16 protein-coding genes are annotated in these 13,428 nt (G+C 68.2%); 9 read left to right on the plus strand and 7 right to left on the minus strand.

The genetic code is table 11. The annotated features are described in order from the left end of the window. Window positions 1–298: 298 nt before the first annotated feature. Complete coding sequence (locus IP78_RS00755) at window positions 299–577, minus strand: hypothetical protein (RefSeq protein ID WP_054109809.1); 279 nt, start codon at window positions 575–577, stop codon at window positions 299–301. 170 nt (window positions 578–747) lie between these two features. Further along, window positions 748–1,617: a flagellar motor stator protein MotA gene (gene motA / locus IP78_RS00760; RefSeq protein WP_054109810.1), complete on the minus strand. Its 870-nt coding sequence runs from the start codon at window positions 1,615–1,617 to the stop codon at window positions 748–750. 171 nt (window positions 1,618–1,788) lie between these two features. Here motA and nadA point away from each other — a divergent pair, with 171 nt between their 5' ends. The 5 genes from nadA to nadC all read left to right on the plus strand — a co-directional run bounded on the left by nadA (window position 1,789) and on the right by nadC (window position 6,669). Beyond that, entirely contained in the window at window positions 1,789–2,865 is a 1,077-nt protein-coding gene (nadA, locus tag IP78_RS00765) for a quinolinate synthase NadA (RefSeq protein ID WP_054109811.1), read from the plus strand. A gap of 68 nt (window positions 2,866–2,933) precedes the next feature. Then, entirely contained in the window at window positions 2,934–3,398 is a 465-nt protein-coding gene (locus IP78_RS00770) for a hypothetical protein (protein ID WP_054109812.1), read from the plus strand. 30 nt (window positions 3,399–3,428) lie between these two features. Continuing rightward, window positions 3,429–4,289, plus strand: a complete 861-nt coding sequence (locus IP78_RS00775) for a metalloprotease (protein WP_054109813.1) — start codon at window positions 3,429–3,431, stop codon at window positions 4,287–4,289. Then, entirely contained in the window at window positions 4,286–5,797 is a 1,512-nt protein-coding gene (locus IP78_RS00780; RefSeq protein WP_054109814.1) for an L-aspartate oxidase, read from the plus strand. The genes IP78_RS00775 and IP78_RS00780 overlap by 4 nt, the downstream gene beginning before the upstream one ends. Continuing rightward, window positions 5,794–6,669 carry a carboxylating nicotinate-nucleotide diphosphorylase gene (gene nadC / locus IP78_RS00785; protein WP_054109815.1) on the plus strand — a complete coding sequence of 292 codons (876 nt, stop codon included), beginning with the start codon at window positions 5,794–5,796 and terminating at the stop codon, window positions 6,667–6,669. Before IP78_RS00780 ends, nadC begins: the two co-directional genes overlap by 4 nt. A gap of 10 nt (window positions 6,670–6,679) precedes the next feature. On the opposite strand, the gene IP78_RS00790 is transcribed toward nadC, so the two are convergent. Continuing rightward, window positions 6,680–7,696, minus strand: coding sequence for a cell wall hydrolase (locus IP78_RS00790; protein WP_231680827.1), 1,017 nt, complete (start codon window positions 7,694–7,696; stop codon window positions 6,680–6,682). Between the two features lie 384 nt (window positions 7,697–8,080). On the opposite strand from IP78_RS00790, the gene IP78_RS00795 reads away from it, so the two are divergent. Continuing rightward, on the plus strand, window positions 8,081–8,263 hold the full coding sequence (locus IP78_RS00795; RefSeq protein ID WP_054109816.1) for a hypothetical protein: 183 nt from the start codon (window positions 8,081–8,083) through the stop codon (window positions 8,261–8,263). 189 nt (window positions 8,264–8,452) lie between these two features. Beyond that, entirely contained in the window at window positions 8,453–8,815 is a 363-nt protein-coding gene (locus IP78_RS00800) for a DUF6481 family protein (protein WP_054109817.1), read from the plus strand. 84 nt (window positions 8,816–8,899) lie between these two features. Here IP78_RS00800 and IP78_RS00805 read toward each other — a convergent pair whose 3' ends face one another. Both IP78_RS00805 and IP78_RS00810 read right to left on the minus strand, forming a co-directional pair. After that, the gene (locus IP78_RS00805; RefSeq protein ID WP_054109818.1) at window positions 8,900–9,829 is read right to left on the minus strand and encodes an electron transfer flavoprotein subunit alpha/FixB family protein; all 930 of its coding nucleotides are present in this window, start codon (window positions 9,827–9,829) and stop codon (window positions 8,900–8,902) included. Beyond that, entirely contained in the window at window positions 9,830–10,594 is a 765-nt protein-coding gene (locus tag IP78_RS00810) for an electron transfer flavoprotein subunit beta/FixA family protein (RefSeq protein ID WP_054109819.1), read from the minus strand. It abuts the gene before it with no gap. A 112-nt stretch (window positions 10,595–10,706) separates the two neighbouring features. Between IP78_RS00810 and IP78_RS00815 the strand changes: the two genes are divergently transcribed. Continuing rightward, window positions 10,707–11,039, plus strand: coding sequence for a hypothetical protein (locus IP78_RS00815; RefSeq protein WP_054109820.1), 333 nt, complete (start codon window positions 10,707–10,709; stop codon window positions 11,037–11,039). A gap of 6 nt (window positions 11,040–11,045) precedes the next feature. Here the strand turns inward: IP78_RS00815 and IP78_RS00820 are convergent, their stop codons facing one another. Further along, window positions 11,046–11,933 (minus strand): alpha/beta fold hydrolase, encoded by an 888-nt coding sequence (locus IP78_RS00820; RefSeq protein WP_054109821.1) that lies wholly within the window; start codon window positions 11,931–11,933, stop codon window positions 11,046–11,048. 47 nt (window positions 11,934–11,980) lie between these two features. Beyond that, window positions 11,981–12,466, minus strand: coding sequence for a Fur family transcriptional regulator (locus tag IP78_RS00825; protein WP_054109822.1), 486 nt, complete (start codon window positions 12,464–12,466; stop codon window positions 11,981–11,983). Between the two features lie 118 nt (window positions 12,467–12,584). Between IP78_RS00825 and IP78_RS00830 the strand changes: the two genes are divergently transcribed. After that, window positions 12,585–13,385: a SapC family protein gene (locus IP78_RS00830; RefSeq protein ID WP_054109823.1), complete on the plus strand. Its 801-nt coding sequence runs from the start codon at window positions 12,585–12,587 to the stop codon at window positions 13,383–13,385. The last annotated feature ends 43 nt before the right edge of the window (window positions 13,386–13,428 follow it).

Here is a 13,428-nt window from a genome sequence, read left to right on the forward strand (position 1 = left end):
GGCGGCAGCGGCTTCGTCAGCAGCGGCTTCGGTGGTTTCTTCGGCGGCGGGCTGGCAAGCGGCCAGAGCCAGGGCGGCAGCCGAGGCGGCGATCAGGGCGACGATGCGCATGATGGATATCCTTCAGAAGGGGTTCAAACGGGGTCATGAATCCCCGTCACGGCGAGATAACGGGATCGTGAGCGAAATCGCAAGCGATTTCTCACGGCTTCGTGATCGGCCGTGTTCCGGCGCGCCGGAACCTTCTGGAGCAAAGGACCGGCCAGGCCCTGTCAGAACCTGGCCGGTCGCTGGCGTATCAGGCGGCGGGCGTCTCGGCCGGAGCCATGGCGTCGGCGGCCGGAGCCATCTTGTCGCCCTCGGCCGGAGCCATCGCATCGGCGGCCGGGGCCATCGCGCCGTCGGCGGCCGGAGCCATGGCGCCGTCGGCGGCGGGGGCCATGGCCCCTTCTTCGGCGGCCGGGGCCATCGCACCCTCGGCGGATTCATTGGTCTCTTCGGCGGCGGGCTGACAGGCGGCGAGCGCGAGCGCGGCGGCCGAAGCGGCCACGACGGCGATCAGATTGCGGTTGGACATGGAAACCCCTCAGGATGGATCGGCGCGGACGGCGTCCGGCCATGGAAAGATCGCCCACGGCCCCGAAGGACCGCCGACGCATCCGGGCCTTCGCCCTCATCGATCACAGGGTTACACGCGCCCGTGAGCGGGCGTGATCAGGCGTCGGCCAAGGCCGCCGAAGGTCTTGATCAGGCGTCGGCGGGGGCCGCCGACAGGGCCTCTTCCATCTCGGCGAACGACGGCTGGGCCGTCGAGGGGATGTCGCCGCGACCGATCTCGACCGAGATCTGGGCCGCATTGCCATGCAGGTGCGCCACCAGAACCGACTGGATGATCTTGTAGTAGGCGGCGTCGCCGTTGATGATCCCGGTCAGCCGCGCAGCCAGCGGACCGACCAGACCATAGGCCAGGAACACGCCGAGGAAGGTGCCGACGAGGGCGCCGCCGATCATGCCGCCCAGCACCTCCGGCGGCTCGGTGATGGCAGACATGGTCTTGATGACCCCCAGCACGGCCGCGACGATGCCCAGCGCCGGCAGGGCGTCAGCCATGTTCTGGAGCGCGTGGGCCGGCTCCAGCGCCTCGTGGTGGTGCTTTTCCAGCTGCTTTTCCATGGCGTCCTCGATCTGGTGCGGATCCTCGAGGTTCATGGTCATCATCCGCAGGGTGTCGCAGATGAAGTCGGTGGCGAAGTGGTCCTTCAGCACCTTGGGATACTTCTGGAAGATGGTGCTCTCGGCCGGCTTCTCGATGTGGCTTTCGAGCGCGATCACGCCCTTGGACTTCATCGTCTTGGTCAGCTGGAATAGCAGCGACAGCAGGTCCTTGTAGTCCTGCTTCTTCCATTTCGGCCCGGCGAAGACCTTGCCCAGGCCCCCCGCCACCCCCTTCAGGGTCGAGGCCGAGTTGGACATGACCAAGGCCGCGATCGCGGCCCCGCCGATCATCATCATCTCATAGGGCAGGGAGTGCAGGATCACCCCCATCTTGCCCCCGGCGATGGTGTAGCCGCCGAAGACCATGCCGAAGAGCAGCACGATGCCGATGATCTGAAACATGAAACGCCCGGACCCAGAGTGAGAACATGATCTTGGCTGTTAATGCTTAACGGCGACTTGCCGCGCGTAGCGGTCGCAGGGGGAGGCAACGCCGCAGCCTTGCGCCCCTCCGTCATCGGCCTATATTGCCGACAGTTATGCTAACTTTGAGCATAAGTATGGGAGGGCGTCTTGGGCGTCACGCTGCAACTGGATCGGGCCACCGCAGAGGCGACCGCGCCGGTCTGGGACAAGGTCAAGGCCCACGTCACCCCGCTGGAGTGGCCTGACCAGGCGCGCCTGATCAGCGAGATCAACGCGCTCAAGCGCGAGCGCGACGCGGTCATCCTGGCCCACAACTACATGACGCCCGAGATCTATCACGGTGTCGGCGACTATGTCGGCGACAGCCTGGGTCTGGCCAAGGAAGCGGCGAAATCCAAGGCCAGGGTCATCGTCCAGGCGGGCGTCCACTTCATGGCCGAAACGTCCAAGATCCTGTCGCCCGACAAGACCGTCCTGATCCCGGACCTGAAGGCCGGCTGCTCGCTGGCGGAAGCCATCACGGGTGCCGACGTGCGCCTGATCAAGCAGCGCTATCCTGGCCTGCCCGTCGTGACCTACGTCAACACCACCGCCGACGTGAAGGCCGAGACCGACATCTGCTGCACCTCTGCCAATGCGGTGCAGGTCGTCGAATGGGCGGCGAAGGAATGGGGCGTCGACCGGGTCATCCTGATCCCCGACGAGTTCCTCGCCCGGAACGTCGCGGCCCAGACCAACGTCGGCATCATCGCCTGGAAAGGCCGCTGCATCGTCCATGAACGGTTCAAGGCCGAGGACATCCATGCGATGCGCGAGGCCTTTCCGGGCGCCGAGATCCTGGCTCACCCGGAGTGCCCGGAAGATGTGCTGGGGGCTGCAGATTTCGCGGGGTCGACGGCGGCCATGACCGACTACGTGATGGCGAAGAAGCCGCGCCAGGTGGTGCTGATCACCGAATGCTCGATGGCTGCCAACATCAAGGGCGACGTGCCCGAGGTCGACTTCATCGGCCCCTGCAACCTGTGCCCCTACATGAAGCGCATCACCCTGACGAACATCCGCGACTGCCTGCGCGACATGAAGTTCGAGGTGACCGTGCCCGAGGACATGATCGCCAGGGCCGCCTTGGCCGTTCAGCGCATGATCGACCTGCCGCCGCCCGCCGTCCCCGCCCGCTATGACATGATCAAGGCCCGCCATCACGTGTCGGTGGAACTGATCTGATGTCTTCCGACACCCGCGCGGCAAGGGCGCGCCCTGGGAAACGCGAAACCAGAACAAGGAGCCTGCTCATGTATCGTCTTGTGACGGCGGCCGTCCTGGGATTGAGCTCGGCGGCCATGCTTTCGACGGCAGCATCGGCTCAGACCGAACTGTTCGCGGGGCGCTATATCATCCAGTCGGACGACCTGAACACCGGCGCGCCCGTCCGGACCTTCAGCGGTTATGCCGACTCGCGCAGGCTCGCGAACGGCAACTATGAAATTTCCCTCCTGATCATCCAGTACGATCAGACCAATGGGAACGAGGATCAGGGCTTGACCGTCCAGTCCTGCGTCGGCCGTCCCTCAACGCGCGATCTGACGATCACCTGCACCGTCCAGGTCTCCTCTTTTGACAGTTACTCGCCGGACAACTTCGTGATCAGACCGGACGGCGACTCAGGCCTGTGGTCGGGTGAAATCACCTCGTCCAGAAACACCCCAGTCAACTTCATCTCGATCGATGCCGCCTTCGCTCTGTCCGAAAATGACTGACACGCGGCATGCTTCAACAGGCGGCCAGACGTGAGTGACATCGGTCCCTGGGGCGCGCGCGACGGGCGGCAACCCTCTCAGCCGGTCGCCCAGCCGCGCGAGACGATCGTCTCGCCCACGCCCGGCGCGCCCGTCATCGACAAGGGCCAGAGCCCGGCTTGGGTGATCATCTCCACCCTGCTTATGCTCGGCTTCATCTGGTTCCTGACCGGCAGCTGGATCGTCGCGGTCGCGGCCATCTTCGGCCTGTTCGTGCACGAGTACGGCCATGTGCTTGCGATGAACCGGCTCGGCATGGGTCCTGCGAGGATCTACATCATCCCCTTTCTCGGCGGCCTGGCGCGCGGACAGCGCAATCCGGAGAGCGAGTGGGACGGCGTGCTGGTTTCGCTGGCGGGTCCGGCGTTCGGCCTGCTGGCTGTGCTCCCCGCCGTCGGCCTGTGGCTGGCGACCGGCCAGCGCGAGTGGATGATGGGGGCCTTCCTTATCGCCATGATCAACCTGGTGAACCTGGCCCCCGCCCCGCCGCTCGATGGCTCCAAGGCGCTTGGTCCTGTGCTCGCCCGCATCGACCCGATGGTGGAGAAGGCCGCCCTGATCGCCATCGGGGCCCTGGTCGTCTGGTGGGGCTTCTCCACCGGCCGCTACATCCTGGCCATCTTCCTCGGCATCGCGGTTCTAGGGTCGCTCCGGCGCGGCGCCTGGCGGCCGGGCGAACGCAAGCTCAGCTGGAACGAGGCAATGAAGTCGCTGGGCCTGTTCCTCGCCACCGGCGCGGCCTGCGCGGGTGCGGCTCTAGGCGTGCTCCTGCCGATCTCGGACGGGTCAGTGCTCGGCGCGCTCGACATCGCCGGACGCTTCATCGGCTTCGATCCGGGGCTGTCGCGATGAGCCGCCTCGTCCACGACGGCCCGCTGATCATCGGCGGAGGCCTGGCGGGTCTGTCCGCCGCCCTGTCCGCTGCGCCGCGCCCCGTGCTGGTCATCAGCCCGGCGCCGCTGCTGGAGGCCGCCTCCAGCGCCTGGGCGCAAGGGGGCGTCGCCGCCGCCCTCTCCGCCGACGACGCGCCTTCGCTGCACCTCAAGGACACCGAAGCCGCCGGCGCCGGTCTGGTCGATCACGGCGCCGCCAAGGCCCTGACCGCCGACGGCCGCGCAACGGTTGAGTGGCTGGCCTCTCTGGGTGCGCCGTTCGACAGGGACGCTTCGGGCGACTTCGCCGTCAGCCTGGAGGCCGCCCATTCCCGCGCCCGTGTCGCCCGGGTGGGCGGTGACGGTGCCGGCCGCGCCATCCTGTCGGCGCTCGTCGCCTCCGCCCGCGCCGCCGACCACGTCACCGTTTGGGAAGGTGCCCGCCTGCGCACCCTGATCCAGGACGCGACCGGCCGCGTCGTCGGTGCCGCGATCGAGAAGGACGATGACCTGATCGAGGTGATCGCGCCCGCCGTGGTCCTGGCCACCGGCGGCGCGGGCGGTCTTTTCGGACGCACCACCACGCCAGTCGCCCTCAAGGGAGAGGGCCTGGGCCTGGCCTGGGCGGCGGGCGCGGAAATCCTCGATCCTGAGTTCGTCCAGTTCCACCCCACCGCCATCGATGTCGGCCTCGACCCCATGCCGCTCGCCACCGAGGCCCTGCGCGGCGATGGCGCCCGCCTGATCGACGCCGGGGGTCGCTATCTGCTCGGCCCCGAACCCGACGCCGACCTCAAGGCCCGCGACATCGTCGCCCGCGCCGTCCACGCCGCCGTGGCCGAGGAACGCGGCGCCTTCCTCGACGCCCGCGCGGCCATTGGTGAGCATTTCCCGCAAGCCTTCCCGGCCGTGTTCGCGGCCTGCATGGCGGTGGGGCTCGATCCGCGCCTCAGCCCCATCCCGGTCGCCCCGGCGGCCCACTACCACATGGGCGGGATCGTCGCCGATCCGGACGGCCGAACGACCTTGCCCGGCCTGTTCGCGGTCGGGGAATGCGCCGCGACCGGGGTCCATGGTGCCAACCGCCTGGCGTCCAACTCGCTTCTGGAAGCCGCCGCCTTCGGCCGTCGCACGGGCCACGCGGCCGCCGCCGAGACGAGCCGACAGCGCGGCATCGTCCGTTCTGGTCCCATGATTGATGACCTGCCGCCTGAGGCCCTCGCCGAACTTCGCGCCGCCATGAGCGCAGACTGCGGCGTTGTGCGCGACGCGGCTGGACTGACGCGGCTGGTCGCCCTGATCGATAGGCTGGAAGCTGCTCACGGTGCTCCGCCCGCCCTCGTCGCCGCCCGCCTGATCGCCGAAGCCGCCCTGGCCCGCCGCGAGAGCCGAGGCGGCCACTATCGCAGCGACCATCCCGCGACGGCCCCGAGCCCGACCCACACCCGCCTGCGCCGGGACCTTGCAGTCGTCCAGGCCGCCGCATGAGCACGATCACGGCGCTGCCCGACGTCTTGATCCGCCCTATCGTCCGCATGGCCTTGGCCGAGGACCTGGGCCGGGCTGGTGATGTCACCGCCGCCGCCTGTATTCCCGAGGGTGGCCGCATGCGCGCCCGCTTCACGGCGAGAAGACCCGGCGTCGCGGCCGGTCTGTCCTGCGCCCGCATCGCGCTGGAAGAGATGGACGCGGGCGCGTCGATCACCTTCAACGTCGCCGACGGCGACGCCTTCGAAGCCGGGACCGTGCTGGCCGAGGCCGAAGCGGATGCCCGCGCCTTCCTGTCGGCGGAGCGCACGGCGCTGAACCTGCTCGGCCGCCTCTGCGGCGTCGCCACCCTGACCCGAGACTATGTCCGCGCCGTCCAGGGCACGAGCGCACGCATCGCCGACACCCGCAAGACCACGCCGGGCCTGCGGGCCCTGGAAAAGTACGCTGTCCGCTGTGGCGGCGGGGTCAACCATCGCTTTGGCCTGGATGACGCCGTGCTGATCAAGGACAATCACGTCGCGGTCTGCGGCGGGGTGGAGTCGGCCGTCCGCGCCGCCCGCGCCCAGGTCGGACACCTCATGAAGATCGAGCTGGAAGTCGACGGGCTGGACCAGTTCCGTCAGGCCCTGGCCCTGGTTCAGGCGGGTGCTGGGCCGGACGTTGTAATGCTGGACAACTTCGCCTTGGTCGACCTGTCCGACGCTGTCGCGCTGCGGAACGCCAAGGCTCCGGGCCTGACGCTGGAGGCCTCGGGCGGCGTTAGTCTTCAGACCGTGCGCGCGATCGCCGAGACCGGTGTGGAAGTCATTTCCGTGGGGGCCCTGACCCACTCCGCGCCCGTCCTCGACATCGGACTGGACACGGTCTGAGGCCGCCCAATCAGGTCGACGGGGTTGACGCCGCGGTCGAGGCGCTCTCGGCCGCCAGCGGGGCCGGTGCCACGGCCGGAGCCGCTGGCGCGGCAGCCGCCGGGGCATCCGGGGTCGTCACCGGGGTCGCTTCGCTCAGGCCTTCCTGGGCCAGCAGCGCCGTATAGGCGATCGCCTGTCCCACCTGACGCAGCGGAGTGGCCGGGTCCAGCCCGGCCTGAACCAGCTGGGCACCGTCGTCCACCGTCGACGGACGCGCCGCATAGCTGAAGGCCGTCGAGGATCCGGCCCGTCCGCCGAAGCGGTAGAAGATGTGGTTTCCAACCTGATTGACGCGGATCAGACTGTTTCGCCAGCGTGGCGCGACGTTGGTCGTGTGAAAGTGCGTGGCGTTGCCGACCCCGGCATAGACCGCTCCGGACAAGGCGGCCGAGGCGATATCGCGCGCCCGGTTCCAGGCGGCCCGGTTGACCGGTCCGCGCATGGAGCCATCGCAGGTGAAGCTGAACTGGCAGCCGATGCGACGGCCCGAGCCCTGGAACACCACGCCGCATACGCTGTTCGGGAAGGCCCCATGGCGAGCCCGGTTCAGGACCACCTGCGCCACGGCGCGCATTCCGTCTGAACCTTCGCCTCGCGCCTCGTAGTAGGCGGCCTGGGTCAGGCATTCGAGGTCGCGCGAGGCGTCCAGCGCGCTTGACAGACGGAAGGGCCGCGCGGCGTCGGCCAGTGTGTTCAGATTCGCACGACGCAGGTCTGCAGGACCCTCCGAGCCGCGAAGCTGCTCCAGACGCGCGGTCAGGAGCTCGGCCTGGCGGTCGCGCTGGGCGGAGCCGGCCACGGTATAGGGGTCATGGCGGCGCGCGATGGCAAGCGCGCTGGCGTCCAGTCCGCCGGCGGCCGCGGCCAGAGCCTCTTCGGTGAAGCCTGCGGCGGTCGCGCCTTCCAGGCGCTCGGCCTGGGCCCGCACGGTCGTCGCCTTCGCCACGCTACCGCCCAGATAGGCGCAGCCAATCGCCAGTCCCACAAGGCCTCCGAACAAGGCCGCCGCCGTCACGGGCCGAATACGGGCCACATGGTCGGGGCGCGCGTCAGCGCTCGTGGAAGACGAATCGAACAAAGGCTCAGTCCTGTGCGGCAGGGCGGAAAGCGTCGCCCCCTGGGGTCGTCTCGCGTGGGGACCGGGCGCGCAACCCGCCACATCCAGTCCCTCGCGGATCGGAGATCGACGAACGTGCCGATTTCCGGAAAGCGGGCCTTTATCGCAGATACTGTGGCGACAATGGGGCCGATTCGCAAGTCCTTGTTGCAGCGCAACATTTGACGCTGAGGGCGGTTGCAGCCCCCCCGGGCGGAACCGGGCCGATACCACGACGTTTGCCCGACATCCCTCTGTCCAGGAGTATTCACCATGCGTCGACTGATCGTGTCCGCCCTCGTCCTGTCCTCCGCCGCCCTGGCCGCCTGCGGTCAGACGATCGAACAGCGCGCCGCCACGGGCGCGGTCGCCGGCGCGGTCGTGGCCGGTCCGGTCGGAGCCGCCGTCGGTGGTGCGGCCGGCACCGTGGTCGGTCAGGCCGCTAAGCCTGACTGAGGTCACGGTCCGACCCGGCATTCGCTCACCCGGGCCGACAGAGACTCGCCATTTCGCGGCGGTCGTCCTATGTGACGGCCGCCGCCTTGCGTTATCCGAATGGATGTTCGCGGGTGGGACGGCCGCAGGCCCCCCTTCCATCGCCTCTCGCGATATCATCACACGCTGCAAGGACGACCGACCGCTCGCATGAGAGACCTGAAACAGACCGGCTTCACCGATCGCCTGACCGCTCAGCAGGAGGCCAAGAAGGCCCTGCTCGCCAAATTCAAGCCCAAGCCGGCCGCTCCCGACCCCGAATTCGACAAGCTGGCCGAGAAGCGCGCCGCAGAGCGCGAGGAGGCCAAGCGCCGTCTCGAAGCCGAAAAGGCCGAAATCCGTCGTCAGAAGGCCCAGAAGGAAGCCGAGCGCCTGGAAGCCGAGCGCCTGGCCCAGGAGGCCATCGACGCCGAGAAGCGTGCCGCCCGCAAGGAGCGAAAGCAGCTGACCAAGGAAGAGCAGAAGGCCGCCCGCGACGCCCGTTATGCCGCCCGCAAGGCGCGCCAGCGCTGATCGGCCGCCGCCAGCGCCGTCGGGCATGAAAAAGGGCGCGATCCGCTGGACCGCGCCCTTCTTGCTCAGCGATCAGCGGTGGCCCTAGCCGAGGGCGCTCATCAGTTCAGGCACCACGGTCTTATAGTCGCCGACGATACCGAAGTCCGCGACCTGAAAGATCGGCGCGTCGGGGTCCTTGTTGATCGCCACGATCACCTTGGAATCCTTCATGCCCGCCAGGTGCTGGATGGCCCCCGAGATGCCGACGGCGACATACAGACCCGGGGCCACGACCTTGCCGGTCTGGCCGACCTGATAATCATTGGGCGCATAGCCGGCGTCGACGGCGGCGCGCGAGGCGCCCACGGCGGCGCCCAGCTTGTCGGCGAGGGGCTCGATCACGGCCGAGAACTCTTCCGCCGAGCCGAGCGCGCGACCGCCCGAAACCACGACCTTGGCGGCGCCCAGTTCCGGGCGGTCCGACTTGACCATTTCCTCGGACACGAAAGCCGCCTTGCCGGCGTCCTGACCGGCAACGGCCTCGACCGGGGCGGAGCCGCCCTCGGCCGCGGGCGCGAAGCTGGTGGCGCGCACGGTGATGACCTTCTTGGCATCCGAAGTCTGGACGGTCTCAAGCGCGTTGCCAGCGTAGATCGGGCGCACGAAGGTGTCGGCCGAGACGACCTCGATGATGTCCGAGATCGGGGCGACGTCCAGCTTGGCGGCGATGCGCGGCATGAAGTTCTTGCCGTCCATGGTGGCCGGGGACACGACGGCGTCATAGCCGCCCGCCAGACCCACGACCGTGGCGGTCACGGCCTCGGCCAGGGTATGGGCCAGCTCGCCGCTCTCGGCCAGCAGGACCTTGCGAACGCCCGAGATCTTCGCGGCCGCGTCGGCGGCGGCTTTCGATCCCTGACCGACGACCAGCACATCGACGTCGCCGCCGATGGCCAGAGCCGCCGTCACGGTCTTGTGGGTGGTGTCGCGGACGGTCGAACCGTCGTGATCAGCGATGACGAGGACAGCCATTTACAGCGCTCCCACGGTCTTGAGCTTGGAAACCAGTTCGGCCGCGTCGGCCACCTTGATCCCGGCCGAGCGGGTCGGCGGGGCGGTCACCTTCTGCACCTTCAGGCGCGGGGCGACGTCGACGCCGTAGTCGGCGACCGCCTTCATGGCGATCTCCTTCTTCTTGGCCTTCATGATGTTGGGCAGGGACGCATAGCGCGGCGTGTTCAGACGCAGGTCCACCGTGACCACGGCCGGCAACGGCGCCGACAGGGTCTGGACCCCGCCGTCCACTTCGCGGGTCACGGTCGCCTTGTCCCCGGCGATCTCGAGCTTCGCGGCGAAGGTCGCCTGGGGCCAGTCCAGCAGGGCCGCCAGCATCTGGCCGACCGCGTTGTTGTCGCCGTCGATCGACTGCTTGCCCATCAGGACGAGGTCCGGCTTCTCCTCCTCGACCACGGCCTTCAGCAGCTTGGCGACCGCCAGCGGCTCCAGGTCGGCGTCGGACTGGATCAGGATGCCCCGGTCCGCGCCCATGGCCAGTGCCGTGCGGATCGTCTCCTGGGCCTGGGTCACGCCGATGGAGACCACGACGATCTCCGACGCCGTGCCGGCCGCGTGATGCTCCTTGCCTTCCTTCAGGCGAACAGCCTCCTCGACGGCGATTTCGTCGAAGGGGTTCATGCTCATCTTGACGTTCGCAAGGTCGACACCGGTCTGGTCCGCCTTCACGCGGGCCTTGACGTTATAGTCGATCACCCGTTTGACGGGGACGAGAACCTTCATGTTCGCACTGTCCTAGGATGGCCGGAATGTTCGGGCAGGGAATGGAACGGGCGAACGGGCCTGTCAACGTAACGCAACGTGAACTCACGTCGCATCCGGGACGATCCAGACGATGAGACGCTTTCTGACCTTTCCACGCCTGGCGCTGCTGTTCAGCGTCCTGTTCGCCCTGTCCGTCGGCACCGTGTTCCTGTTCGACCGCTTCTGGATCGGACCGGAACAGGCCTGCGAGCAGAGCGGTCGCTGGTGGTATCCCGAAGAACGCCAGTGTCTGACCCCGATCTACCTGCCCGACATCACAGGCCGCCCGGCCGGCGTGACCCGGGAGCAGGCGTCGGACGAGGCCAACCGCGAGCTTCTGGCCATCGAGCGCCGCCTGGCCGCGGAGGACGCGGCCCGCGACGCCGCGATCCAGCGCCAGCGGGAAGAGCTTCAGAGCCGTTGACTGGCGTCAGACCGCTGCCTCGAACAGGGCGTCGCGCACCACGTCGGCGCGGACCATGGGAAACAGATGATGGCCGTCAGGCACGGTCTCAACCGTGACATGCGCCAGTCCGTGCGGCCTCGACGGAACTTGGGTGATCGAGCCGGTCTCGGCCTTTAGGATGCGCACCGGCCTGCGGTAGGCGCGCATCGCTCGCCATGGGTCATGGCCCTGGGCGACGTAGTTGGAGGCCTCCCACTGGGGAGCGCAGGCCAGGTCAAACCCGCCATCCGCCCGCTCGATCAGGCCGTCGGACAGATAGTCGATCAGGACGGCATCCTTCCAGCCCCGGAATGCCCCGCGTCCGCGATAGGCCTCCAGCGCCTGCTCACGGCTGTCGAACACCGCCCGCCGCCTCAGCGCCGTCCGGACCAGCGGTATGCGGTCCGAAAACCGACGCAGCCCCGGCGATCGGAACACCACGGATGTCAGTCCGCCCCAGATCACCGGGTCAAACAGGACCAGTCTGGACACCCGCGCCGAACCGGCGGCCGCCGCGAGTAGAGACGCCGTCCCACCCATCGAGTGTCCGGCCATCACGACCGGCGGCCCCGGAAAGGCGTCCAGCAGCGCCAGGAGGTCGTCGCGATGGTCGTGCCAGCTTCGCCGCCCCTCCATGACGGTCGGAAGCGTGGATCGACCGTGCCCCCTCAGATCGGGTGCCAGGATGCGGAACGAGGAGGCCAGCGGGGCCAGAATCGATCGATAGGTCGCCGCGTTGAAGCCATTGGCGTGGCTGAAGACCAGATCGACCGGCCGGTTCGGATCACCGAAGTCCAGCACGGCCATCTCTCCGCCGCGACCCTGCAGCGGGACCTTCAAGCGGCGGGGCGGGGAGAGCCGGGCGGCGTCCATGCCGACAATCTAGGCGCGGCGAAGCCTTCCCGCCACCTCGAGGACGCCTATGCGGCGTTGCGGCAGGCCGGACAGCGGCCGTGACCCTCGATGGTGGTGCGCTCCAAGGCATAACCCGCGCCTTCCGCGGCCCGGCGCAGGGCCTCGCCCTCGGGCGGCGTGACCTCGACGGTCGCACCGCAGCAATCGCAGATCAGAAAGGCGGCGGCGTGGGCTCTGTCCCCGACGGAACAGGCGACATAGGCGCTGATGGAAGCAATGCGGTGCGCCAGGCCGTTCTTCTCCAGAAATTCAAGCGCGCGGTAGACGGTCGGAGGTTTGGCGGCCACGCCATCCGGGCCGTAGCGGGCGATCAGGTCATAGGCTTTCACGGCCTCACCTGCCTGCAGAAGCAACTCAAGGACCCGTCGTCGGGGCGAGGTTAGCCGCTCACCGTTCGAGGCGCATCGCACCTCGGCATCTTCCAGGGCGCGGACGATCTGGGCAGGGGTCAGGGCGATGTCCCGATGCTCATGTCCGCAAGTATTCGGCATGGCCCAGTGCTAGGGCCTCGCCGCGCCCCCTGCAACCGCCCGGCGACCCCGTTTGCTGCATCCTTCGGGTTCGGCTAAGAGGCCCCCCTTTCCCGCAAACCCAGAGCTGCTCGACCCCATGACCGACACCACCGCCGCCAACGCCCAAGGCTCGCTGGACGGCAACGTCCTGTTCTATTCGAAGCCCGAGCCCCTTTCCGCCGAAATGCACGGCGCGCTCGGCGTCAATCCGGTCGACAAGCCCTATGCCTTCGTGTCGTCCTCGCACGTCGTGCCGATGACGGTCACGGAATTCGCCCCGGCGTCCCTGTCCTATCCGGTCGTGTTCCTGGGCGAGAACAAGATGCCGGTCGCGGTCATGGGCCTGCGCTCGGGCGAGAACCTGTTCGTGTCGGCCGCCGGCGAGTTCCGAGCTGACGCCTACATCCCGGCCTATGTCCGCCGCTATCCGTTCGTCTTCGCCAACGACCAGGCCCAGCAGCGCCTGATCCTGTGCATCGACCGCGCCGCGCCGTTCATCACCGAAGGTGGCCAGGCTCCGCTGTTCGTCGACGGCAAGCCCAGCGATTACGTCAACCAGGCGATGGACTTCTGCAACAACTTCGAACAGGAGCGGCTGCGCACCGAGAGCTTCGTCAAGTTGCTGAACGACCTGGACCTGTTTGAGGTCAAGGAGGCCGTCTTCACGCCGCGCGACGCGAACGGCCAACCCGGCCAGCCGCAGAAGCTGGCCGACTATTTCGCGGTCTCGGAAGAGAAGCTGAAGACCCTGTCGGCCGAAAAGCTGGCGGAACTGCGCGACAACGGCGCGCTGGGCCAGATCTACGCCCACCTTGTGTCGCTGCTGGGCTGGGACCGCCTGGTCGCCATGGCGTTCGAGCGCGCCCGTCAGAACGGCGAGATCGCCGGCAACGCCTGAAGACGCGGGAATAGGTTCTAGGGATTAGGTTCGAGGGGGGGGG

Origin of the sequence: Brevundimonas sp. AAP58, assembly GCF_001295975.1 — a bacterium.
Taxonomy (GTDB): Bacteria; Pseudomonadota; Alphaproteobacteria; order Caulobacterales; family Caulobacteraceae; genus Brevundimonas.

Coding starts and splice junctions, on each gene's coding strand:
- IP78_RS00755 (WP_054109809.1), bottom strand. CDS start 577: ATGTCCAACCGCAATCTGATCGCCGTCGTGGCCGCTTCGGCCGCCGCG.
- motA (WP_054109810.1), bottom strand. CDS start 1,617: ATGTTTCAGATCATCGGCATCGTGCTGCTCTTCGGCATGGTCTTCGGC.
- IP78_RS00770 (WP_054109812.1), top strand. CDS start 2,934: ATGTATCGTCTTGTGACGGCGGCCGTCCTGGGATTGAGCTCGGCGGCC.
- IP78_RS00780 (WP_054109814.1), top strand. CDS start 4,286: ATGAGCCGCCTCGTCCACGACGGCCCGCTGATCATCGGCGGAGGCCTG.
- nadC (WP_054109815.1), top strand. CDS start 5,794: ATGAGCACGATCACGGCGCTGCCCGACGTCTTGATCCGCCCTATCGTC.
- IP78_RS00795 (WP_054109816.1), top strand. CDS start 8,081: ATGCGTCGACTGATCGTGTCCGCCCTCGTCCTGTCCTCCGCCGCCCTG.
- IP78_RS00800 (WP_054109817.1), top strand. CDS start 8,453: ATGAGAGACCTGAAACAGACCGGCTTCACCGATCGCCTGACCGCTCAG.
- IP78_RS00805 (WP_054109818.1), bottom strand. CDS start 9,829: ATGGCTGTCCTCGTCATCGCTGATCACGACGGTTCGACCGTCCGCGAC.
- IP78_RS00810 (WP_054109819.1), bottom strand. CDS start 10,594: ATGAAGGTTCTCGTCCCCGTCAAACGGGTGATCGACTATAACGTCAAG.
- IP78_RS00815 (WP_054109820.1), top strand. CDS start 10,707: ATGAGACGCTTTCTGACCTTTCCACGCCTGGCGCTGCTGTTCAGCGTC.
- IP78_RS00820 (WP_054109821.1), bottom strand. CDS start 11,933: ATGGACGCCGCCCGGCTCTCCCCGCCCCGCCGCTTGAAGGTCCCGCTG.
- IP78_RS00825 (WP_054109822.1), bottom strand. CDS start 12,466: ATGCCGAATACTTGCGGACATGAGCATCGGGACATCGCCCTGACCCCT.
- IP78_RS00830 (WP_054109823.1), top strand. CDS start 12,585: ATGACCGACACCACCGCCGCCAACGCCCAAGGCTCGCTGGACGGCAAC.